31 protein-coding genes are annotated in these 21,377 nt (G+C 50.9%); 13 read left to right on the top strand and 18 right to left on the bottom strand.

What is annotated here, in order from left to right:
• Positions 1–6 precede the first annotated feature (6 nt).
• On the top strand, positions 7–942 hold the full coding sequence (locus Dvar_RS14930) for a radical SAM protein (RefSeq protein WP_419662495.1): 936 nt from the start codon (positions 7–9) through the stop codon (positions 940–942).
• 113 nt (positions 943–1,055) lie between these two features.
• Here the strand turns inward: Dvar_RS14930 and Dvar_RS14925 are convergent, their stop codons facing one another.
• The 10 genes from Dvar_RS14925 to Dvar_RS14880 form a co-directional block, all read right to left on the bottom strand.
• Positions 1,056–1,604 carry a hypothetical protein gene (locus Dvar_RS14925; protein WP_419662494.1) on the bottom strand — a complete coding sequence of 183 codons (549 nt, stop codon included), beginning with the start codon at positions 1,602–1,604 and terminating at the stop codon, positions 1,056–1,058.
• Positions 1,547–2,263 carry a hypothetical protein gene (locus Dvar_RS14920; protein WP_419662493.1) on the bottom strand — a complete coding sequence of 239 codons (717 nt, stop codon included), beginning with the start codon at positions 2,261–2,263 and terminating at the stop codon, positions 1,547–1,549. Before Dvar_RS14920 ends, Dvar_RS14925 begins: the two co-directional genes overlap by 58 nt.
• 109 nt (positions 2,264–2,372) lie before the next feature.
• On the bottom strand, positions 2,373–2,942 hold the full coding sequence (locus tag Dvar_RS14915; protein ID WP_419662492.1) for a hypothetical protein: 570 nt from the start codon (positions 2,940–2,942) through the stop codon (positions 2,373–2,375).
• Positions 2,929–3,159, bottom strand: coding sequence for a helix-turn-helix domain-containing protein (locus tag Dvar_RS14910; RefSeq protein ID WP_419662491.1), 231 nt, complete (start codon positions 3,157–3,159; stop codon positions 2,929–2,931). Before Dvar_RS14910 ends, Dvar_RS14915 begins: the two co-directional genes overlap by 14 nt.
• Before the next feature lie 9 nt (positions 3,160–3,168).
• Complete coding sequence (locus Dvar_RS14905; RefSeq protein WP_419662490.1) at positions 3,169–3,660, bottom strand: DUF2975 domain-containing protein; 492 nt, start codon at positions 3,658–3,660, stop codon at positions 3,169–3,171.
• 534 nt (positions 3,661–4,194) lie between these two features.
• Positions 4,195–4,482 (bottom strand): RNA recognition motif domain-containing protein, encoded by a 288-nt coding sequence (locus Dvar_RS14900; protein ID WP_419662489.1) that lies wholly within the window; start codon positions 4,480–4,482, stop codon positions 4,195–4,197.
• Positions 4,483–4,748: 266 nt separating this feature from the next.
• A complete protein-coding gene (locus tag Dvar_RS14895; RefSeq protein ID WP_419662488.1) occupies positions 4,749–4,949 on the bottom strand; it encodes a cold-shock protein in 201 nt (66 codons plus the stop codon).
• 274 nt (positions 4,950–5,223) lie between these two features.
• The gene (locus Dvar_RS14890) at positions 5,224–6,144 is read right to left on the bottom strand and encodes a SufB/SufD family protein (protein ID WP_419662487.1); all 921 of its coding nucleotides are present in this window, start codon (positions 6,142–6,144) and stop codon (positions 5,224–5,226) included.
• Entirely contained in the window at positions 6,125–6,883 is a 759-nt protein-coding gene (locus Dvar_RS14885) for an ATP-binding cassette domain-containing protein (RefSeq protein ID WP_419662486.1), read from the bottom strand. The genes Dvar_RS14890 and Dvar_RS14885 overlap by 20 nt, the downstream gene beginning before the upstream one ends.
• 402 nt (positions 6,884–7,285) lie before the next feature.
• Positions 7,286–7,498 carry a hypothetical protein gene (locus Dvar_RS14880; protein ID WP_419662485.1) on the bottom strand — a complete coding sequence of 71 codons (213 nt, stop codon included), beginning with the start codon at positions 7,496–7,498 and terminating at the stop codon, positions 7,286–7,288.
• 152 nt (positions 7,499–7,650) lie between these two features.
• Between Dvar_RS14880 and Dvar_RS14875 the strand changes: the two genes are divergently transcribed.
• Positions 7,651–7,827 (top strand): hypothetical protein, encoded by a 177-nt coding sequence (locus Dvar_RS14875; RefSeq protein ID WP_419662484.1) that lies wholly within the window; start codon positions 7,651–7,653, stop codon positions 7,825–7,827.
• Positions 7,828–7,893: 66 nt separating this feature from the next.
• Here Dvar_RS14875 and Dvar_RS14870 read toward each other — a convergent pair whose 3' ends face one another.
• The 8 genes from Dvar_RS14870 to tpx form a co-directional block, all read right to left on the bottom strand.
• Entirely contained in the window at positions 7,894–8,442 is a 549-nt protein-coding gene (locus Dvar_RS14870) for a hypothetical protein (protein ID WP_419662483.1), read from the bottom strand.
• Between the two features lie 36 nt (positions 8,443–8,478).
• Complete coding sequence (locus Dvar_RS14865; RefSeq protein WP_419662482.1) at positions 8,479–8,736, bottom strand: hypothetical protein; 258 nt, start codon at positions 8,734–8,736, stop codon at positions 8,479–8,481.
• Entirely contained in the window at positions 8,729–9,670 is a 942-nt protein-coding gene (locus Dvar_RS14860; RefSeq protein ID WP_419662481.1) for a ribose-phosphate diphosphokinase, read from the bottom strand. Before Dvar_RS14860 ends, Dvar_RS14865 begins: the two co-directional genes overlap by 8 nt.
• A 45-nt stretch (positions 9,671–9,715) precedes the next feature.
• Positions 9,716–11,215 (bottom strand): SagB/ThcOx family dehydrogenase, encoded by a 1,500-nt coding sequence (locus Dvar_RS14855; protein ID WP_419662480.1) that lies wholly within the window; start codon positions 11,213–11,215, stop codon positions 9,716–9,718.
• Between the two features lie 127 nt (positions 11,216–11,342).
• Positions 11,343–12,245 carry a TIGR01777 family oxidoreductase gene (locus Dvar_RS14850; RefSeq protein WP_419662479.1) on the bottom strand — a complete coding sequence of 301 codons (903 nt, stop codon included), beginning with the start codon at positions 12,243–12,245 and terminating at the stop codon, positions 11,343–11,345.
• A 92-nt stretch (positions 12,246–12,337) separates the two neighbouring features.
• Positions 12,338–12,793, bottom strand: coding sequence for a thioredoxin (trxA, locus tag Dvar_RS14845; RefSeq protein ID WP_419662478.1), 456 nt, complete (start codon positions 12,791–12,793; stop codon positions 12,338–12,340).
• Between the two features lie 27 nt (positions 12,794–12,820).
• Complete coding sequence (locus Dvar_RS14840) at positions 12,821–13,450, bottom strand: VOC family protein (RefSeq protein WP_419664112.1); 630 nt, start codon at positions 13,448–13,450, stop codon at positions 12,821–12,823.
• Positions 13,431–14,030, bottom strand: a complete 600-nt coding sequence (tpx, locus tag Dvar_RS14835) for a thiol peroxidase (RefSeq protein ID WP_419662477.1) — start codon at positions 14,028–14,030, stop codon at positions 13,431–13,433. The genes Dvar_RS14840 and tpx overlap by 20 nt, the downstream gene beginning before the upstream one ends.
• Positions 14,031–14,213: 183 nt before the next feature.
• Between tpx and Dvar_RS14830 the strand changes: the two genes are divergently transcribed.
• The 11 genes from Dvar_RS14830 to Dvar_RS14780 all read left to right on the top strand — a co-directional run bounded on the left by Dvar_RS14830 (position 14,214) and on the right by Dvar_RS14780 (position 21,365).
• Positions 14,214–14,429 (top strand): hypothetical protein, encoded by a 216-nt coding sequence (locus tag Dvar_RS14830; RefSeq protein ID WP_419662476.1) that lies wholly within the window; start codon positions 14,214–14,216, stop codon positions 14,427–14,429.
• A 124-nt stretch (positions 14,430–14,553) separates the two neighbouring features.
• A complete protein-coding gene (locus tag Dvar_RS14825) occupies positions 14,554–15,051 on the top strand; it encodes a ferritin-like domain-containing protein (protein WP_419662475.1) in 498 nt (165 codons plus the stop codon).
• A gap of 960 nt (positions 15,052–16,011) precedes the next feature.
• Positions 16,012–16,221: a hypothetical protein gene (locus tag Dvar_RS14820; protein WP_419662474.1), complete on the top strand. Its 210-nt coding sequence runs from the start codon at positions 16,012–16,014 to the stop codon at positions 16,219–16,221.
• 47 nt (positions 16,222–16,268) lie between these two features.
• Entirely contained in the window at positions 16,269–16,844 is a 576-nt protein-coding gene (gene rbr / locus Dvar_RS14815; protein WP_419662473.1) for a rubrerythrin, read from the top strand.
• 42 nt (positions 16,845–16,886) lie between these two features.
• Positions 16,887–17,261 carry a desulfoferrodoxin gene (locus tag Dvar_RS14810; RefSeq protein ID WP_419662472.1) on the top strand — a complete coding sequence of 125 codons (375 nt, stop codon included), beginning with the start codon at positions 16,887–16,889 and terminating at the stop codon, positions 17,259–17,261.
• A 316-nt stretch (positions 17,262–17,577) separates the two neighbouring features.
• Entirely contained in the window at positions 17,578–17,733 is a 156-nt protein-coding gene (locus Dvar_RS14805; protein WP_419662471.1) for a rubredoxin-like domain-containing protein, read from the top strand.
• Positions 17,734–17,751: 18 nt separating this feature from the next.
• On the top strand, positions 17,752–18,186 hold the full coding sequence (locus Dvar_RS14800; protein WP_419662470.1) for a flavodoxin domain-containing protein: 435 nt from the start codon (positions 17,752–17,754) through the stop codon (positions 18,184–18,186).
• Positions 18,187–18,248: 62 nt separating this feature from the next.
• A complete protein-coding gene (locus Dvar_RS14795) occupies positions 18,249–18,434 on the top strand; it encodes a hypothetical protein (RefSeq protein WP_419662469.1) in 186 nt (61 codons plus the stop codon).
• Positions 18,435–18,522: 88 nt separating this feature from the next.
• Positions 18,523–19,839: a cytochrome ubiquinol oxidase subunit I gene (locus tag Dvar_RS14790; RefSeq protein WP_419662468.1), complete on the top strand. Its 1,317-nt coding sequence runs from the start codon at positions 18,523–18,525 to the stop codon at positions 19,837–19,839.
• A gap of 49 nt (positions 19,840–19,888) precedes the next feature.
• Positions 19,889–20,917, top strand: coding sequence for a cytochrome d ubiquinol oxidase subunit II (gene cydB / locus Dvar_RS14785; RefSeq protein WP_419662467.1), 1,029 nt, complete (start codon positions 19,889–19,891; stop codon positions 20,915–20,917).
• Positions 20,918–21,017: 100 nt separating this feature from the next.
• On the top strand, positions 21,018–21,365 hold the full coding sequence (locus tag Dvar_RS14780; protein ID WP_419662466.1) for a cytochrome c3 family protein: 348 nt from the start codon (positions 21,018–21,020) through the stop codon (positions 21,363–21,365).
• The last annotated feature ends 12 nt before the right edge of the window (positions 21,366–21,377 follow it).

Below are 21,377 nucleotides of genomic sequence, written 5' to 3'. Positions count from 1 at the left end.
CACAAAATGAGCACCCCCCATTATAGTTATCTTTTCGGTCCTGTACCGTCCCGTCGGTTCGGACGCAGCCTTGGAATCGATCTGATCCCGCTGAAAACCTGCAGCCTGGACTGCGTGTTCTGTCAGTTGGGCCGGACCACATGCAAAACATTGGATCGGGAAGAATACGTTCCCACCACCGATGTGATCAAAGAAATTGAAACGTGGCTGAAAAGCGGGGTCGAGGCCGACTATCTGACGCTTTCAGGCTCCGGCGAACCCACCCTGCACGCCCAGTTTGGACAGGTGCTGGACTTTTTACGTCCTCAATCGATTCCGTCCGTATTGCTCACCAATGGCACCCTGTTTCATCTGCCCGAGGTACGCGAGGCAGCCGGTCTGGCGCGTGTGGTCAAAGTTTCACTGAGCGCCTGGGACCAGCATTCCTTCGAGTGGGTCAACCGGCCCCATGCACAACTTGATTTCATGACTATCTATAAAGGCCTGCAGGAATTCCGCAACGCCTTCGACGGTCAACTATGGTTGGAGGTGTTTCTGCTCGCCGGTATCAATGCCATGGCCAAGGATACGGAGAAGATTGCCCGCCTGACACGGGATCTCAAACCGGATCGCATTCATCTCAATACCATTGCCAGACCACCGGCCGAGGATTTTGCCGCGCCGGTTCCCATGGCTCAGTTGGAGCAGCTGGCCGGCCTGTTTGATCCACCGGCCCAAATTGCCGCCGACTTCACACCGCGTCGGACATCCAAAACAATCGCCGATGAAGCCAGCATTCTTGCCATGCTGGCACGGCGGCCCTGCACCATGAAACAGGTCGAAGCGGCCTTCGGCATTCATCTCAATGAGGTCTCTAAAATTTTGGGCCACCTCATCCGCAACGACCGCATCCGCGCGGATATTCGAAATGATGACGTGTATTATGCCTTGACGGCCAAATAAATCCGATTGCGATCACGACAACGACGAACACGATTGGGGAAAACACGATTAGCGCTCCGTTGACAGCAAGGGTGTCAATTCGATCCCTTTGGGGGAACTGGGCTTGCCGGGAATCACTTGCCAGCACTCGGTATAAGCACCATAAAGGGCACGACATCGGTTGGTGGCGCTTCATCGGCATAGGTATAGCGAACACTCAGTTTGCCAAGCACCGGTTTTTCATCAGATGCCTGGACGGAATAGTGAGTCTCAAAAATGCGACTGATCTTGGTACATAGCGTATCGTTTAAAAGAATCGAGTCGTGGTCTTCATCCAATCCGTAAACGCTCACGGCTTCCGACTGGGCACGTGGATCGAGTTGGCTGGAAAGCGCGATTACGCAATCGTTATTCCCGACGAACGGATTCGATCGTAGCAGGCTGCGGCTCCCGCGGTGAGCAAAGAACAAGTGGAAAGCCACACCGGATGGCAGGGATCGGCGATAGATGGATTTAAAGAATTCACTGTCAGGGTCCATGTCATTCCAGACCGGCAGCATCACCGGCGAATGCTGTGCCCCCTTGCCGGCCATGCTGTCTCCGCCCCACGGCGTGGCGATGGAAGTCAGTGTGCGTACTTCCGGAAACGTCTGGCCGTAGTCCACGAGAAAGGATCTGGCCACCAGCCCGCCCATGCTGTGGGCCACCAGATGGATCTGCGAAACCGGAAAAAATCCATGGGATGCCAGTAGCCAAAGGCCCCATTTTCAGGGTCGAAAACGGGATCATCCAGATCCACAACGACTCCGGGAGAGGTATAGACGGGGTATTCCGGCGGCTGGTTGGTAACGACCGTTCCAGCCGGAAAATCGATATCCGCGCGGCCTGGTGCGGCGAGTGTGATATTGAGATCGAGAACCAGACTGCTGGATTCGTCAACCTCAAGCGGCTGGTCACGGTACTGTCCGGCCGGTTCCCCGGGTTGATAGGTAAGATCGCCATTTTGATCCACAAAACCAACGATCATATAATCGCCGGCAACAACCAATAGCTCAAAGGGACCGGGTTCATGCAGCAGGGTGTAATGGGTAATGTCACATGCCTGTCCGTTGTTTGCATAAGCCGCGACCACCAGCGGCGCACCACCGGTCGCCCCCGCATAGGAAGCCGTTCCCACAAGGGTGGTGGTGGTGTAGGCACGCTGGACCTCTTTGCGGACCCCCAAAAAGGACCAGTTTGTGATGCGCTCGTAGCCGTTCAGAGCGGTTTGCTGGATTTTTTCAATGGAACATCCGGTCACGCAAAGACAAAGACTGATTGCAAAACATAAGATCCTCAGCATGGCGAGTTGACTCCCCTATGCTTATCGATTCGTCATTCCTGTAAGACCTGTAGCATACTCACTTTGCATATCACTAGTTAGGCATTGCCATAAACCCTTTTTTCCGTTTCTACTTGACCGTTTCAATCCCCAGATTGGCCTCGAGGCCATTAACGGGGCCGGCCATTATCCCAAAGTGAATCAAGCCATGCTTGAACCCCAATACCTTGCGGTAGACACGGCTGCCATAAAGCGGCGCCCAATGCTTGGCATCCCTGCTCACATACAGCATGTAATCTTTAAAAAATGCGGTTTTTTCCTCACGACTCATTTTTGAAAAATGGCCAGCTTCCAAGTCCTCCAGCCGGGCCAATTCCTCTATGGTCAAATCCTCGGGCATCTTGATCATGAAATAGAGTTTTTGTTTGGCAATCACATCGATTTGATCCTGTTTGAAATCCATGAAATCGCTTTCCATCGAAAGCTTGAGAGGAACCGTTTCGCCTTCATTGACGTAGACCACATAGCCGTTGAGATCTTTGGTTTCATCCCATCCTCTCAATTCGCTGTAGTGAATCACTTTCTCGGCAATAGCCGGCTTGACCAACACCTTCTGGCCGGCGCAACCGGTGATGACCACAACAGCGCTTAGCATCATCCCGGTCAGCATACAGCAGACTCTCAGGTTAATCGTCTTCATCGTCTTTCCTTTCATCTTCGATATACTCCAAGATATCGCCCGGCTGACACTGAAGGTGCCGGCAGATCGCATCCAGCGTCTCCAGGCGGATGGCACGCGCCTTGCCCGTTTTCAAAATGGACAAATTCTGGGGGGTAATCCCGATCCTGGCCGCCAGGTCGTTGGATTTCATCTTGCGCCGGGCAAGCATCACGTCGAGGTTGATCTGAATGGGCATGATGCTCCTTTATACGGTTAGATCCTGGTCCTCCTGAAGTTTCCTCCCCTCTTCCATCACCCAGGCAATCACCATCAGGATCAGCCCCACCAGCAAGGTGGTCAAATCCGTTGATGTCAGTCCAAAGGAAATCATCCGCTGTCCAGGCGGATGATGCAGGGTCAAAGCGGTGGTAAGCAGCGATCGGCAGAGAATGCCGGCGATAAACCACCAGATCAGCACCCGGGAGAGTTTTTTATAGCAATGGACGTTATTGAGCTTGAAGATCTCTCCCTGCTCATAGAGTTTAAAAAGGCGCATCAAGTAAAAGGCGCCGGTCATGGCCACGCCGGTGGGAATCATTACCGCCGCAAAACCCATCAGCCGCGCCGAGGCGGGTAGCGGAATCCTGGCACAATATGGCAGCATTTCACTGGTCAGGTAGTCTGGAAAATGATTCATAAAAATCCAGACTAGTGCGTTGACTACCGGCATGGCCCAGAAAACCGAATTCAGGATCATGCGCAATCTCCGACTGGCCCGTTGAATCCGTTCTCTGTTCTGCATAACGACGCTCCAATGCGAGTCTGTAGTTGTTATCAATACTCAACGAAAACTAAATCCGACGCTTACGAATATTTACTGAAATACAGTTAATTTTTATTGTTTGTCAATAATTTTTAAACAAAATTCGTTAATTTTAATGGATCACCAAGATCCAATCAATCATGGGTGATCGTTCACAAAGAAAAGATCGGCGCCGTACAAAAGTCGCTTAATGTCCGTTGACGAACGACAGTGGGGAAAATTAGAAGAGACAAAAAATGGAGGTATTTGAAATCTACACCACGAATGGATCAGGTTAAAAGCGGGATGCCGGCGGTTGCCGAGGCGATTTATCGCAAAAGAAATTTTTTGGATATGCGCCGGCCGGTTCTGATACGATTGATACAGTAACCGGCACAGCGTTATTCATATCGAATCTCATGCTATAGCATTCAAGATAATGTTGTCATTTTTGTTAAAAAGCAGACGATCTTCAAAAAAAAGGGTGATTCAATACGCCCTTCTGCGAAAGGAGCGTTTCTTTTTTCTTTTTTTACCACCTGAATCCGCGGGTTTGACTTTGATGTGGTTGCCATCCAATCGATTGCCATTGAGTGCCTTGATGGCCTGGTCTGCCTCTGAATTGCTGGGCATTTCAATAAAGCCATACCCCTTCGGCCGACCGGAAAACCGGTCCTTGATGACTTTTACACTTTCAATATCCCCGAATTCAGCAAACATGGTCTTGAGTTTATCTTCGGTGATATTCTGCGATAAATTACCGATATAAATATTCATATACAAAAGCCTTTCGTCCTTGGTTGGCATGCCCTGGATACAAAACAAGCAGTGTCCCTTGATGTCGGACAAACGATGGGTATAACGAAAAACCGTGGTTGAGCAATGATGGCGCTTATTGCAGGGAGTCGATCAAAGCGTGATATCCCCCCGAAGGGTCGTGGAAAAGCCAGGCAATGCTGTTTGGTCGGCTCTTCAGGAAATCACGCCCTAAAATCAAAGGGCATGCTTTCCAGCAGTTAAAGCATGCCCTTTGTAAATCTGATTTATTGGACGGTAACATTTACAGCAGCAGGACCTTTTTGACCCTGCTCGATATCGAAGGTTACGCGGTCACCTTCGTTCAGGCTTTTGAAACCGGTTGCGTTGATTCCCGTGTGATGAACAAAAACGTCCGGACCATTTTCTTGTTCAATGAAACCATAACCTTTACTGTCGTTGAACCATTTGACGATACCACTAGCCATAGCAACATCCTCCTTTCTTGATATTTTCAACGTCGCTCGCTGGAGGATGCCATTTTTATAATGGGGTGTTCCTTCAGAAAGAAACTATCCCGTGATGTGTCGGGATTGGATTGAATAACCCAATTTTATACGCTGAATCGAGACATAAAGCAAATTAAATGTTTGTGCAACAATCAGCCCAAACCTGATCATCAAATGGTATCAAGCCGGGCCGATTGTTTGCCTGTTAGACGATTCTGCAAGGATTGGATACGGTGTTTCAGATGCTTTTGTCTCAGTTCATGAAGCACTCGATGATTTTATTGACCGCCTCATCATACGTCAGCCCCATTGACATCAATTTGACCAATTGCTCATTGGCAATTTTGCCGATAGAGGCCTCGTGGGTCAACTCCGCATCCGGATGCAGCGCCTTTAGGCCAGGGACCGTCTCATTTCTACCCTGGTCCATGATGATGGCATCGCATTCGATGTGTCCAAAACATTTCTCATGTGCTTCCAGAGTCACATAAAAGTTCTGCAGGGACTGATCGCGGATAACGGACCGTGAGACCAGATTGGAACGGCTGTCGGCACCGAGCATTTTAATCAGATTGTGCGAGGTCGCCTCTTGGGCGCCATCGGTCAATACACGCTCTGAAATAATAAATGTGCTGCGTGCTTTGAGCTGTGCCTCGTTGACCCGTTTGGCCATGTCCACCCCACCGTTTTGGACCAATTCAAACTCCGCATAACTATTTTCGTTCAAAAAAACGCGGGTGGTGGGGTTGAGAATACGCTTTCCCGTACCTTCACCGATGGCAACATGTTTTTCAACGTAGCGTACCCGGGCCCCGGGCCCCACATGGAAATCATGAATGCCCTCATGCCCCTCGGATTGTTTACCGCCACAATGAATGCCGCATCCGGCGATAATGGTCACATCAGCATCCGCGCCGATATTAAAGGTATTGTAAACCGTATCGTGCAGACCCGCCTGGCTCAAAATCACCGGGATATGGACGGATTCGTTGGTGGTGCCAGGCTTTATGTCAATCACGATACCATTTTGCGCATCATTGGTTCGAATATCGATGTTGGCCGTTACCTCACGGTTCAGCAGTTGGCCGTTCTTACGAATATTATAGGCACCCTTAGGCAGGCTTTCCAAATCAGCAACCGCAGACAGTAGTTTTTTATCGATAGCATCCAGCATTGCCTTCTCCTTCACAAGTTTGAGTAAATTCACAAACACTCAAATCCTCAAGAATGGGTTTGACTCCTGAGTAATCGCCGTCGTAGGCAATTTCGCCAGCCTTGATCAGCAGCAATTGATCGGCAGCTTCAAGAAAAGCCTTGTTATGGCTGATAACAATAGTGGTTGTGCCTTGATCGCGGCATTCGCGTTTGATCAAATCCACCATTGGCCCAATGGTCCACAGATCAATGCCCGTGTCCGGCTCGTCATAGATGGCCACTTTGGGGTTGCGCGCAATCGTGGTCGCCAGCTCAATCTTTTTTATCTCTCCGCCGGAAAGCTTGGCATCCACATCTTTTTCCAGATAGTCCAACGAGCATATACCCACCCGGGCCAAAATCTCGACCAGTTGATTTTCGTCATCGGTTCCGGCGGCGATGGTCAGCAATTGCCGAAAAGTCATGCCTTTGAATCGGGCTGGATGCTGGAAGCTGTATGCAATGCCCTTTTTGGATCGCTCGGTTATGGAAAAACCGGAAATATCTTCACCATCCAGGACAAGTTTTCCGGATGTTAACGGAAAAATTCCCATCATCAATTTGGCCAGTGTGGTTTTGCCGCTACCATTGGGCCCTGTGATTGTATAAAATTTGCCTTTTTCAAACGTGTAATTCATCCCGTCGATAATGGTTCGTCCGCCCTGGGTACCACTTTCATCTTCCGTACTGGTGAATCGTATTTTTTCAAGTGTAATCATCTCACCTCCCAATGCTATCGAATAAAACCGGGGTGCAACTGCCTTTATCTGGATTAGTTGTCTTTAGTCAGCGCACGGTAATTGAAATCGAGGGTTCTTTTACGGTTTTGACACAATCAAAATGTCTTTTAAGGTATGAATATTAGCATCGCCTGTAAAAGTACAATGGCTGAAACCGTAATTTTTTAGCGGGTTAAATTACTAAGAGCCTGTTTTGGAAGTCTGGATCAGGCCCGATAACAAGGCGGAAAGTGGCTCAAAAGCGGAGCATATATTTAATTGGAAAAGTAAAAAAACGGCTTACCAGTGTCTATAAGAGCGAACCAAGCGAAAAAAGAAAACGGTTTTAAACTGGAATCCGCTGTCGATTATTGGTGGGGGCAGTAAGGATGAAGATCCAATCTAATCTGTATTGGTGGTTCTGCGGTCTGGTTGGAATCGTCGGTCGTTGGGATAGGACAGGCTGACCACCACACCATCCCGAACCCCCTTGCGTCGATCCTTTCGGTTGCGACGCCTTTCCACACCCTGGCTTTTTTTTCCAGGCACCCGTGTCGTGGTTTTTTCCTTTGCTTCGTTTCTTAACAAAGCACTGCCGATTACAACAATATCCATTTTAAAACCTCCCATGATATGGCGATATGTCCAAGCGACACTCTATAGTAATGCTATCGGCCTGCAAGATAAACACTTTACCGTAAAAAACATTAAAGTTGGCCGGACGAACAGGCGATAACAGGGTTATAAGCCAATACCTGGAGATAATAATGGATATCAGCAGCGTATCATCAAGTCCCATGTCCGCCACAAGCCTTTCACAACAGGTCCAGGGCGTCATGGAAGCCCAAATGGCCATTTTGCGTGAACTGGCTGAAAGTCAGGAACAAATCGCCCAACTGCTCATTGAAGGCGGGATTGGTCAGAACATCGACGTCAGCGTCTAACCTCCCACGCTGACGCTGGACTCCCCAAAATGGGACGGATTACCGCCGTCCCATTGTTTTTGGTTCTCATTGCCTTAAAAAAAATTCAAGTTGGCTTGCGCCGCATCTTTTTGCCCAGTCAACCACTTTGTCTGAATAGCGTCCAAGTGAACAAAGACGAAAAAAATAGTGATCGATTTGATCCATGGAAAGTCTTTGGGCGAAATAGAGCAACTTGGGGACCAACAATGCATTTATATGTGGAATGTCCTGTCTGCGACAAACCCGCACGGCCTTGCCGTCATCAATAACAACAAAACGGGCTGCACCATTCAAGTAGTGCAACAGCGTATCCCGCTCCCCTCGATGAAGTCGGCCGATATCAGCAACAGATTCATGGCAATCCGGATGGCGAGGATCATCAAGCACGACAATTCCCGGTCGCTGACCGGACAGATGCCCGATAGCGTCCGCCCCGCATTGCTGGGGAACGGTAACTTCTGCAAACACGGAGCGGGTCATCAGCAGCTGAATCATCCGGCAATAGGCATCAAGCAACCCCGCTTTATAAAGCAGGATCGCCGATGAAGCATCAATAATGGCTCGAACCGTTTCGTTAGCAGCCGATGGTTTCATATTGTTTATAATAACAGCACTTTCAAAAAGAAGGCGCTAAAGAAATGATAGAATAAATTCCTTAACCCTGTCAGCCCCTTGGAAAACGCCAAAAAGGCCCTCGCATAGGATATCCGCCTCCAATTCAACCATCTTCAGAAGGGATTTTTGGTAAGCCCGCCGGTCGGAGGCGAAATCGTCATGCAAGGGGCCATGCACATCCTGACCGAACAGCACTCGCATGCCATCCGATTCCACCAGATACACCACGGATCCCGGTGTATGGCCGGGCGTATGAATGGCAAAGTTAATCAAACAGGGCGCCCACACTCTCCCCCGTATGGATCCTTCGGATGGCCTCGGCAAACAGCGGGGCGACGGAAATGGTCTCAATTTTCTCTTTTCGTTTTTGCTGAGGAATGTCTACTGTATCCGTCACAACCACTGTATTGACAGGGCTATTTTCCAGACGCTGAACCGCAGGACCGCACAACACCCCGTGAGTGGCGCCCACAAAAATTCGCTCCACCCCGGCAGCCAACAGTGTATCCACCGAAGCGGCAAGTGTGCCACCGGTAGAAATTTCATCTTCAAAAATAATTGCATCCCGCCCTTTGACATCTCCCACCACCAGCCCTTGGACCACCTGGGTATCGGCAACACGCCGTTTATCGATAATGGCCATGGGCAGATGGATGCGGTTGGCAAACCGCCCGGCCCGTTTGGCACCACCGGCATCGGTGGCCACCACCACGGCATTGGACAGGTCCATCTGGTTTTGAAAATGTTTCACGAAACTGGGAATGGCTGTGAGATGATCCACCGGCACACTGAAAAAACCGTGCACCGCATCGGAATGCAGATCCATGGTCAACACCCGGTTGGCCCCGGCGGTCTTTATCAAATCCGCCATCAACCGCCCGGTAATGGAGATCCGCGGTGCATCCTTTTTATCGGATCGGGCATAGGAGAAATAGGGAATCACCGCTGTGATGCGTTGGGCGGAAGCACTTCTTAAGGCGTCCAGGGTAATAAATAATTCCATAATCGTGTCCCCCACGGGCATGGTGAAAGGCTGGACAACGAAAACATCCTTTTCCCGCACATTCTCCTGGACCTGAACGAACAGATTGTCATTGGAAAATCGAGATATGGCCAGACGGCTGAGCGGTATCCCCAATGTATGGCAGATCGACTCGGCCAGCATTGGGTTGGCGCTGCCGCTAAACACTTTCAAATCGCTGGACATGATTTTTCTCCCTAATGTTGAAAATTGACCCGTTGGCGTCAGGTGCTAACGCTTTTTGACAGGCCCCACACCAACCAGATAAAGTAGCACACCTGTCTCCGATAAGGTCAGAAGATCAGCGGCTTCACGATCATAAACCGCACCGATACCGCAGGCGCCAAGTCCCAGTGCGGTAGCCGCAAGGTAGGCTTGCTGCCCCAGGCGCCCGGCCTCGATCATCACATGTCGGTAAGCCCTTGCCCCCCAATTGCGATCCAAGACGGCCGGGTCACTGATAAACAGCAGGTGAAAGGCCGCATTTTTCAGCCACATCTGATCCAGACAGGCCCTGGCCATGGATTCCATCAAATCACCGGCCACCATCAGGCCCAATCGCCTATCATGCGGATCAAACAGGTAAAACCCAGGCGGGATCGGCATTCCCTGACCCGCCAGGATTCCAATGCCAGGAGAAATCCAACGCGAAGCCGGTCTTTTGGCCGCAGCGGCAATTAAATCCAAAAATCCGACCCATTGTTCCTCATCCAGGGGGGCGGGCATGAAATTGCGCCTGGAACGGCGCTGCCACAATACCTTGTCATAATCCGGAAGGTTCGGTTGAGAGGATGAAACCACGGGTTGCCACGCATCTGGCGAGCGCCCCAGACCATCGACGGCATTCAACGAACCATCGTCGGTGGCATTGATTTTTGTATACCCTGCACGATGAACCTGTACAATCTGTTCGTAAACGGTCTCTTTCATGGACACCTGGGATGCATTTTGGATCGGATCAGGCAGTGGCGATGAATCGGCCGGCAGTCGGGTCTCGTCCTTATCCGTCTGTCCGTCAATGAGGTGGACACACGCCAGACACACTTCCCGCGTTTCATCCACCCCCAACAAAACGTTGGCCGCCTGGTCATCAAAATCCAGTTCCATGGAACCTTTCAGTCCCAGGGCCGATAATGCCAACCGTAAATTTTCAATCAGATGCCCTGCATCCAAGAGCACGTATCGATAGGCCCGGTGGCGATATTTCCAGGCACTGCGAAAAAAAATCCCGCCAATGAGAATCGTGGCCGCGATGCCGGAACCAGACGGAGAAATGACAGGCATCGGGGTACGGCGAAGCTTTTCCAATGAGAAATTGAACAGATCATAATGATATAGACCCGGTTTCATCCCATCGACGCGGTGAACCGCCAGATAAAGTTCAAAAGGATACAAGGCACCGGCTGAAGCCACGCTACGAAAGTAAAACGGTTGATTACCGTGCATGCTGCGGGCGGTGATGGCATGGGTGAGATGGAAAAGAGAAGCAATGGTCTTTATGTCAAGAGATTTTGCGGAACGATCATCCCCCCCGGCTGCACGCTCAACCAAGTCCAGGTAGTCGATCGTTGGAACGACACCTTCACGATCCAGGCGAAGCGTATCCAAAGGCGGATAGCGTTTATCCAATCGTGGCTGGTTGGCCCAATCCAGATAATGGGGCGACATTTCAAACCGGTCGTAACTGGTAAGCCGGTGATACGCGGCGGCCGATAAAATGGATGGCGGCATGTTTTTCCTCAGTTTTATGGTTTACGGTTCGTAGTCTATCGTTTGGCGCTGTAAATGGATAGAATTCCGCCAGCCCTTCACCCTTCACCCTTCACCCTTCACCCTTCACCCTTCCACCTTCCACCTTCTAAGCCCGACTGACCAAGTCAGCCAACGCATGCTCAACATCGGCAAATCGAAAAGAAAAGCCGTCCTCGATCAGGCGTTCCGGCTTGGCCCGCTGGCTGGCCAGCAGCACACCGGCCATTTCTCCCAGCAACAACCGCAGTGCCAGGGAAGGCACCGGAACCAGTGCCGGCCGTCCCAGGACACTGCCGAGTGTACTGGCGAAATCACGTTGCCGGACCATACCGGGCGAGCAGGCATTGTAAGGACCATGCGCCTTTCCGTTTTCCAAAAGAAACACAATGGCAGCCAACAAATCATCCATATGAATCCAGGCGAACCATTGTCTGCCGCTACCGATGGGGCCTCCGGCAAAGGCACGAAACGCCGGCAGCATCTGAGCCAGCGCGCCGCCGCCCGTTCCCAGTACCACACCGAAACGCAAGATCGCCACCCGGACGCCACGCGACTCGCCCGCCAGTGCTTCTTGCTCCCAGTCCACGGACAGGCGTGCCAAAAAATCTTCTCCCGGTGGCGAGGTTTCAATCAATGTCTCTTCTCCTCGATTGCCGTAATACCCGACAGCCGAGGTACTGATCAGGGTCTGACTGCTGCCGGTCATGGCTTCGACGATATGGCGGGTGGTCAGCTGGCGGCTTTCAACCAGCTGTGATTTGTAGGCCCGTGTCCATCGTTTGAAAATGGTTCGCCCGGCCAGATTTACCACTGCATCGGCAGCGGCTATGGATTCCTGCCATGCTCCCGGCCGGGTGGTGTCTGCACTGATCCAGGAAAAATTTGGCACGGATTGCAGTGGATGCGACCGCGATGTACCCAAGCCGGTGACGGTATGACCTTTTTCCAACAGCATACGGGTCAATGCCTTGCCGACAAATCCCGATGCGCCGGCGATGCTGATATTCATGAACACCTCCTGAGTCAGATGGTTTTCATACCCCCAAATGGTACAAAGAAAGGGGCATCGCAATGATTGGATGCCGATTCCGAGCCCGACGTCTATCTATTCAGAAAACGGTACAGATACCGTTCAATCTCCTGCCTGGGCAAAGCACCGGCAGCGGTATCCACCACCTGACCGTCCCTGAAAAACAGCAGAGTCGGCAGACTCATTACACTATAACGGCTGGCGGTAGCCGGGTTTTGGTCCACATTGAGTTTGGCGACTTTCAGCCGGCCGGCATAGGATCGGGCCACATCGTCCAGGACCGGTGACATGGCGCCGCATGGCGCACACCAGGCGGCCCAGCAGTCCAGCAATACCGGCAGCGGACTCTCCAGTACCTCGGCGGCAAAGGTCTTGTCGGTCACCATGACCGGCCGGTTGGTAATGGAAATCGGCGGGAACGATTGTTTACACCGCCCGCAACGAGGTCTGTCCTGCAGCCGGGCCACGGGAATCCGATTGCGGGTATTGCAATTACGACACCGGATGAGTACCGTCTCATTTGTCATTAGGTCTCCTTTATTGAGTCTCCTCAATCATGAATCTTCGCTTTTAACGAACGCCATCCCCTCACCCGGATACACCGCCCGCTCCTTTAGCGGGGTGGGGCGCTTTACCGCCGGCCAATGGCCATCCACTGGATCCGGTCCTTCATGGGCGGTGGCTGTTGGGTAACGGTCCAGCATTCTGGGTTGCCGACGCAGGTCGACCCCATCGACCGGAGCGCTGAACTCAATGGGGATATGGTTGGGGTCGAAGGTGTAGATCGAATGGATGAACCCATGGTCAATTACCTCCGACACCCACACCCCAGACGCCTCCAGGCGATCTTTGAGCACCCACAGATCATCATCGCTTTCCACGCCAAAAGCGATGTGATCAAAAGCAACCGGTCCGTTGACCGGCACGCCGTGGTCGCGCTCGGGAATTTTTTCAACATCCGGCCACTCAAAAAAGGCGATCATGTCCTGGTCGGAAATTTCAAAAAAATAGTGTCGATATCCTTTCCGGCCCAGTCCGGCCACGAGCCGCATCCCCAATAGATCACGCCAGAAGCGGATCGTGGCATCCATCTCACCGGTAACCATGGCAAGATGATTGATCCCGGTATAGCGCGGCCTGGGCACATTTTCTACCCCATCTTTATCACCCACCGGCGCGTCCATCGTCACAAGGACCGTCCTCGGACAGACTGCGCGAGTGCTCAGCCGTGAAACTGGCGGTACATGTCTGCAACATGTCTTCGTTGGTAAGGCAGGCCAGCACTGTCTCATAATCGGGTTCTTCGGAAATCTCTTCTACCAGTTGGGTATACGCCACCTGCCCCTGTCCGTCGATCACCACCACTGCACGGGCCATCAGTCCGGCCAAGGGGCCATCGGTAATCCGCGCGCCATAATCATCACCAAACGCAGGGCTTCGAAAAGTCGACGCGGAAACCACGTGATCCAGCCCTTCTGCACCACAAAACCGGTCGTGAGCAAAAGGAAGGTCGGCAGAGATGCAGATCACCACGGCATTGTCATGCTTACCGATTTCGCTGTTGAATTTTCTCACCGACATGGCGCAGACAGGAGTATCGATACTGGGAAAGATATTGAGAATAACGAGTTTGCCGGCATAATCACGAAGGGTAATGTCGCCCAGGTCCTTACCGGTCAGAACGAAATCCGGCGCCATCTCGCCCACGCGCGGCAGGTCGCCGGAAAGGTTTACGGGCGTGCCTTTAAAAGCAGTTTGAGCCATGTTTTCCTCCTTTGTGTATAGGTAAAAGATGAGCATCTTATAGATTCGTCGGGTGTTGCCTAAACATAATCAACAAATGTGCCAACGCAACATCGACCTTGCTATATAGTGGCATTGATCTTGCTGTGTTACCCATTCAACCGTGGTTCTAACTTCGACTTTAACGATGAAAGGAGTCCGATCATGAGCCAAAAACGCTATAAGATCAAGTCCGCGTGTCCTCAGTGTGGATGCAGTTTTGCCCAGGCACTATCCAAGGAAGAGATGATGAAACGCTATGGTGACACACCTAATATTGAACTGGAATGCGGGGAATGCATGCTAAAGTTTAAGGCTGAACGAAAAAGTGCTTGCCCGGAATGGGACAAGGAATGCCAATTAAATGAAGGAAAAGCCTGATCCATTCCCACGATGTTCGTTTTTCGGTTGACAGTTGGCCAATGAAATGGGCATGTATCGGTGACGGTTCAATCCGGCAGATGCCCATTTTAACTTTAATCTAACCTTAATCAATTCGACCCGTGTGGAAAGAAAGGCAAATACAACCATGAGCTATGACTTTAGCGCTGATGATGTATTCGAGATGGCCGAACAGATCGAAAAAAACGGCGCCGCCTTCTACAGAAAAGCCGCTGATGAAGTAAGTGATCCAGACGAAAAACAGTTCCTTGCCGATTTGGCGGCAATGGAAGATGACCACGAGAAAACCTTCGCCAGTATGAGGAAGAAGCTCACAGAAACGGAAAAAACCAAAACCGTTTTTGACCCGCAAAATGAAGCGGCAGCGTACCTTAAAGCGCTGGCGGACACACGTATTTTTTTTGAAAAAGAGATCGACACCACTTCCATGCAGAGCATTTTGAAAGCCGCCATTCTGGCTGAAAAAGATTCCATCGTATTTTATCTGGGAATGAAGGATCTGGTTCCCGATGCGCTCGGTCAGTCCCATCTGGACAGCATTATCAAGGAAGAAATGTCCCACATCAAGCTGCTCAGCCATCGCCTGGTCGGCACAAAATAATCGACAGTCCACAACTGATGGCATAGCGAAAAGCGGAACATGCCGCTTTTCGCTATGCCATCAACAAATCCTTACCATGTGGTTGAGTCCCCAAACGACCGGGTCATAAAGCATTGATGCAACGTGGTCTATCTTCCACCAACACCCCCTTTTCTATCTCGCCTTCGTCCCAAAAGATGCCGCTGGACGTTGACAGGTGAATCAAGATTGTTGAACTCGTAAAAAGTCGCCCTTCGGACGGATTCGTAAAATTTGTTGCATGAGACACCACTGTTCCACAATTCCACCTGATACGCATTTTCTTATCTTTCCAGCCGGTAAAAGTTTCGGTCGACAAAATGAAAAGCAAGATGACACTTAAGGTTTCGTATAGTATTGCCAAAGGAATCGTCAGCCGATATAATAAGATTTTTTAAGGATGTTATCATAGCTCATTAGCCGCCCTTTTTTGACTGGACCCGCCCCTTGGAAAATAATTTGTTCCCCTTGTTTCTCGATTTATCGGCTATATGGTGACATGGCTATGGGTGTTGAAATACTTGGCAGCGAAGAAATAATCTAAAACGGCTTCTGTTTTGTTAAACCAAAGTGTGTCGTTTATCTTTTGATTGGGAACGGATTTTTCCCAAACCGGGTGGTACTGTTCCAAGCTTTTTGTATTATGAGACACCGTTGTATCACCATAGAAAATGAGACTAATAAATCGCACCGTTTTTATTGAAAATACCATGTATGCCAGCAGGTGCATATCTATCATACCCCTTAATAAAATGAAGGTGTGCTGGCCTGCAGTTATTGACAATTAGCCTGAACCGCTTATTTTTTAATACTTTTTCAAATCTTTAGGATTATTGCAGACGTTATCTAACGCCTTGGCACGCATCTTGATTAACCTGAAGGCACAACCGTTGAAACCCTTTTCTGGTAACGGTGTTCAATTCCTTCGGAGATTCTCAAGCCGTGAAAGCGTGTGATCGTAACATCAAAGAGACCATCCAATTGGCCGAACGAATGATTCAACTGGCCGACAAGGGAGACATTGACCGCGAAGATATCGGCTGCGGCATTCTCTACGGCATGCTACGAGATTCTGGCTATAAGATAAAACAACTGGCCGAGGCCGAAAAATTAAAGCACCAGGCCAAAGGCTGGTGGGATGAGCGCTGTTAGCAAACTAGATACTCAGAAACCAAAGTAAACACAAAGGAGGAACCCACGTGGCAAGCATCAAAGGAACCCAAACCGAAAAAAACATTTTAACTGCATTTTCCGGTGAATCCCAGGCTCGAAACCGTTACACCTACTTCGCCAAACAGGCCAAGAAAGAAGGGTATGTTCAGATTGCCGATATCTTCGAAGAAACAGCCAACCAGGAAAAAGAGCATGCCAAACGACTGTTCAAACTGCTTGAAGGCGGAGAAGTGGAAATTACCGGCGCTTTCCCGGCCGGTGTGATCGGCACGACAACTGAGAATCTGGCCGAATCGGCTGGCGGTGAGAACTACGAATGGACCACCATGTATCCGGACTTCGCCAAGGTTGCCCGCGAAGAGGGATTCGATCACATCGCGTTCATTTTCGAAGCCATCGCCGTGGCGGAAAAGCAGCATGAAAAACGTTACCTCGATCTGAAGGCCAACATCGAGGCCGGTCGGGTTTTCAAACGAGATACCAGTGTAACCTGGCGTTGCCGCAACTGCGGTTACCTGCACGAAGGTACCGAAGCGCCGGAAATATGTCCTGCATGTGCTCATCCCCAGGCCCATTTCGAACTATTGGGTGAGAACTGGTAGTCAGCCCATTTCATATTAACGACCACGATAAAGGAGAAAAAAATGGCGGAAAGGTATGAGGTTTACAAATGTGAAGTTTGCGGCAACATCGTTGAGGTTCTTTTCGGCGGTGCCGGTGAGCTGGTCTGTTGCGGACAACCCATGAAAAAGCTGGCCGAAAACACCGTCGATGCAGCCAAAGAAAAACATGTGCCGGTGATTGAAAAAATCGACGGCGGCTACAAGGTCAAGGTCGGCGACGTGCCCCATCCCATGGAAGAAAAGCACTACATCCAGTGGATCGAACTGATCGCCGACGGCAAGTCATACTTTCAGTTCCTTGAACCGGGTCAGACGCCTGAAGCGGTTTTCATGATCGATGCAGCATCCGTTTCCGCAAGGGAATACTGTAATCTGCACGGATTGTGGAAAGCCTAAGAGGCAGCTTGAAAAGCCCATCTCAAATCCGCGAACAGCCATTGAGAAAAAGCTCAACATGTTTCCGAGATCCAGATAGCCTCTACATTTGAGTTTTTTCCGGCTGTTTATCGGATTGGATCAGATCAGATATTTTCGACCCCACGTTCAGCAAGCATGGTTTTCTTGGGGAAAGGTGTCGGCGCACAAGGCCGGCCGCCTTTCCCCAAACACTCAGTCCGTTCCACTTCCCAGGACTGATGTGACCCGTGTCCACCAGGTTTCATCCCCTGGCGGCCACCGGCCACATGACCCCAACCATTCAAGGAGGTGAACCATGGCGAACTGGAAATGCGGCAATTGCGGCTATGAACTGGAGGCTGATCGGCCACCGGAGCAATGTCCGTCTTGCAAGGAAAAATGTGAATTTCTGGACAACACCTGCTACACCCCCGATTGCCAATACGACGGCAAAGACCCCCGCATAAAATAAAAAGAAAGGGAATAGGAAATGGCCAAAGCACTTATCGTGTATGCGACCCGTACCGGCGAAACCGAAAAAATCGCCAATCTTATCGCGGAAGGAATCAGGTTCTCCGGCCATGAAGCGGAAACGAAGAAGGTAACCGAGATTAAAAAAGAAGATGAGTTAAAAGGATTCGACGCCGTGGTGTTAGGCTCCCCGACCTATCATGGCGATATGGTTCAAGGGATGAAAACCCTGCTCTTTCTGGCCGAAAAAGCCGAGTTGAACGGCAAAATCGGTGGTGCTTTCGGCGCCTTCGGCTGGAGCGGTGAAGCCCCTGATCGAATCTTTGACACCATGAAAAACATTTACCAGATGAACATGGTCAGCGCACCACTACGGCTTAAATCATCGGGTCTGGGCGGCGGCCAAAAAATGGCCCAGGACTATGGCCGTGAAGTGGCTGAGAAAATGGCCTGATAACAGCTTATCAACGTACCATTAAAATTAATCAATGTTTCACATCAAAAAGGAGGTTACCCATGTCCACCCCCCAACATTGCCCCGGTTATGAAAACTTTAAAAACCTGAAATCCTTTATCTGCAAATGCCCTGAATGCGGTGAAAGCAAGGAAATTTTTTCCGACGAATTCGACAAGACCCACACCTGTTCCAAATGTGGTAAAAAGATCGATTTCAATCAATGCACCTATGAAGCCGGCGCCTGAATAAGTAGACGTTTGCACATGAATTCATTTGACGGCAGCCCGCTTGATCATTAGGCGGGTTGCCTGTACCTGTTCAAGGAGGATTTGTATGGACGTTGTTATGTTATCCAGGCTCCAATTCGCCGCCGCTACCATGTTTCATTTCCTGTTCGTCCCCCTCACCCTGGGACTGTCGGTGCTGGTGGCGTATATGGAGACCCGTTATGTCCAAACCAATGACGAGACGTATTTGCGCATGACAAAGTTCTGGGGCAAATTGTTTTTGATCAACTTTGCCCTGGGTGTGGTTACCGGCATCACCCTGGAATTTCAGTTCGGCACCAACTGGTCCCGGTATTCGGCCTATGTGGGCGATATTTTCGGGTCACTGTTGGCCATCGAGGCGTCCCTGGCCTTTTTTCTGGAATCGACGTTTATCGGCATCTGGATCTTCGGCTGGAAAAAATTATCCAAAAAAGCCCATGCCGCGGTCATGTGGCTGGTTGCCGGCGCCGGCAACATCTCGGCGATTTGGATTCTTCTGGCCAACGGCTGGATGCAACACCCCGTCGGTTACACCATCCGCAACGGACGCGCGGAACTGACTGATTTTCTGGCTGTTGTGACCAACAAATTCGGCTTGCTGGAAATCGTCCATACCATCCCTTCGGCCTTCATCCTCAGCGCCTTTTTCGTCATGGGCATCAGCGCCTGGCACCTTTTAAAAAAGCAGCACATCGAATTTTTCACCCGTTCTTTCAACATCGGCCTCGTGGTGGGCCTGATTGCATCGATTGTGGTGGTCATCACCGGTGATATGCATGCCGTTCATGTCACCGAAACCCAACCGTCCAAACTGGCCGCCATGGAAGCCCATTGGGACACCCAGGCCCAGGCACCGATTGTTCTGTTTGCCGTCCCGGATGAAGCCAATGAACGCAACAAGATCGAAATCGGCAGTATCCCCGGTGTGCTGAGCTTTCTCGGTCACCACGATGTCAACGCGACGGTCACGGGCCTCAAAGATATCCCCAAAGATGAACGTCCGCCGGTGCTTTTAACCTTTGTCTCTTTCCGCACCATGGTGGCCCTGGGAACCTTGTTTCCGCTGCTCACCATTGTTGGTTTTGTCTTAAGAAAACGATTGGTTGAATCCCGATGGTATCTGTGGATCATGCTGTTTGCCATCCCCCTGCCCTACATTGCCAATGAAATGGGATGGGTCCTGGCCGAAGTCGGCCGCCAGCCGTGGATCGTCTACGGCCTGCTCAAAACATCCCAGGCGGCGTCACCGGTCGCGGCCTCCCAGGTCATGACCACGTTAGCGGGATTCATTCTGGTTTACGGCCTGCTCGGCATTGCCGGTTTCTATCTGATCGCCAATTTCGCTAAAAAAGGCCCTCAGCCGGCTGCTGACAATGCCTGATATCGTTTACGTGATGACAACAACCATTGATACAAGACGGGAGTTATAAATGCTACTACAATCCGTATGGTTCTTTCTTTGGGGGCTGCTGTGGGCGGTCTTCTTCATGACGGACGGCTTCGACCTGGGAATTGGATCCTTGTATCCATTTCTTGGCAAATCAGAACGGGATCGGAACATGATGATCCATGCCATGGGCCCCTTGTGGGACGGCAATGAGGTCTGGCTGGTGACGGCCGGCGGTGTCACCTTTGCCGCGTTTCCCCTGGTCTATGCAGTGATGTTCTCATCCCTTTACTCTGCCTTGATGCTGATCTTGTTTGCGCTGATCCTGCGCGGTGTATCCTTTGAATTCCGCAACAAGGTCGAAAGCATGGCCTGGAAGCGGGTCTGGGACGGGTGCATCTTCATCGGCAGCTTCCTGCCGGCCCTTTTATTCGGCGTGGCCTTCGGCAACATTTTCAAAGGCATTCCCATTGATGGGGACGGGATTTACCAGGGGACACTGTTTACCCTGCTCAACCCCTACGGCCTGCTGGCCGGCGTTTTGTTTGTCTGCCTGTTTCTGATGCACGGTGCTCTGTGGCTGGCCATCCGCAGCGATGGCGATCTGGCCGAGCGGTCCGAACGGCTGGCAACCAGACTGTGGCCGGTGCTGACCGGCGTGGCGGTCATTTTTCTGGTGGCCACCTATATTTTCACCCCGCTTTACGACAACTACCTGGCCAACCCAGTACTCTTCCTCGTTCCTTTGATCAGTGTGGCCGGGATTTTCGGCATTCGTTATTTTCTTCTGCAAAAAGGTGTTTTCAAAGCCTGGTGTGCTTCAGCCCTAACCATTGTCTCATGCACTTTTTTCGGCGTCATTGGCCTGTTTCCCAGCCTGTTCCCCTCCAGCATCGACCCCAAGTTCAACCTGACGGCGTATAATGCATCGTCCAGTCCGTTGACCTTGAAAATCATGTTGATCGTGGTCGTGCTTTTCATTCCAGTGGTACTGGCGTATCAGGCATGGGCTTACAAACTGTTCAGTGGCAAAGTCACCGATGATGACTTGGCCCATGAGGAAACCTACTAAACAAAAAACCAGGTGGATCGTCGCATCGGCCAATTTGACAACGACGGCCGGTCCGACGATCTAACAGACTGTCCCATCCATCTCAAATACGGAGCGTCGCATGAATCGCAGTATCGTAATCATCACCCTGGCAGTATTTGCGCTGACCGGAAGCGCCGTCATGGCCTGGGCCGCCAACAACGGGCCGGCCAACATCGATATCTTTGGCGGCAAGTCCGGAAAAACCCCATTCCCCCATGCCCAGCACCAGAAACGGATCCAGGACTGCAATGTCTGCCACAGCGTCTTCCCCCAAGAAAAGGACGCCATAAAAAAAATGAAAGCCCAAGGCACCATCAAGCCTAAAAAAGTCATGAACCTGCAATGCATCAAGTGCCATAAAGAAGAAAAACGGGCCGGCAACCCCAGTGGCCCGCTGACGTGCAAGACGTGCCATGTGAAGTCATAAAGGGTGATGACC

Origin of the sequence: Desulfosarcina variabilis str. Montpellier (assembly GCF_048565275.1) — a bacterium.
Taxonomy (GTDB): Bacteria; Desulfobacterota; Desulfobacteria; order Desulfobacterales; family Desulfosarcinaceae; genus Desulfosarcina; species Desulfosarcina variabilis.
The sequence above is the reverse complement of the archived record's forward strand: the minus strand, read 5'-3'. Positions and strand labels throughout refer to the sequence as shown.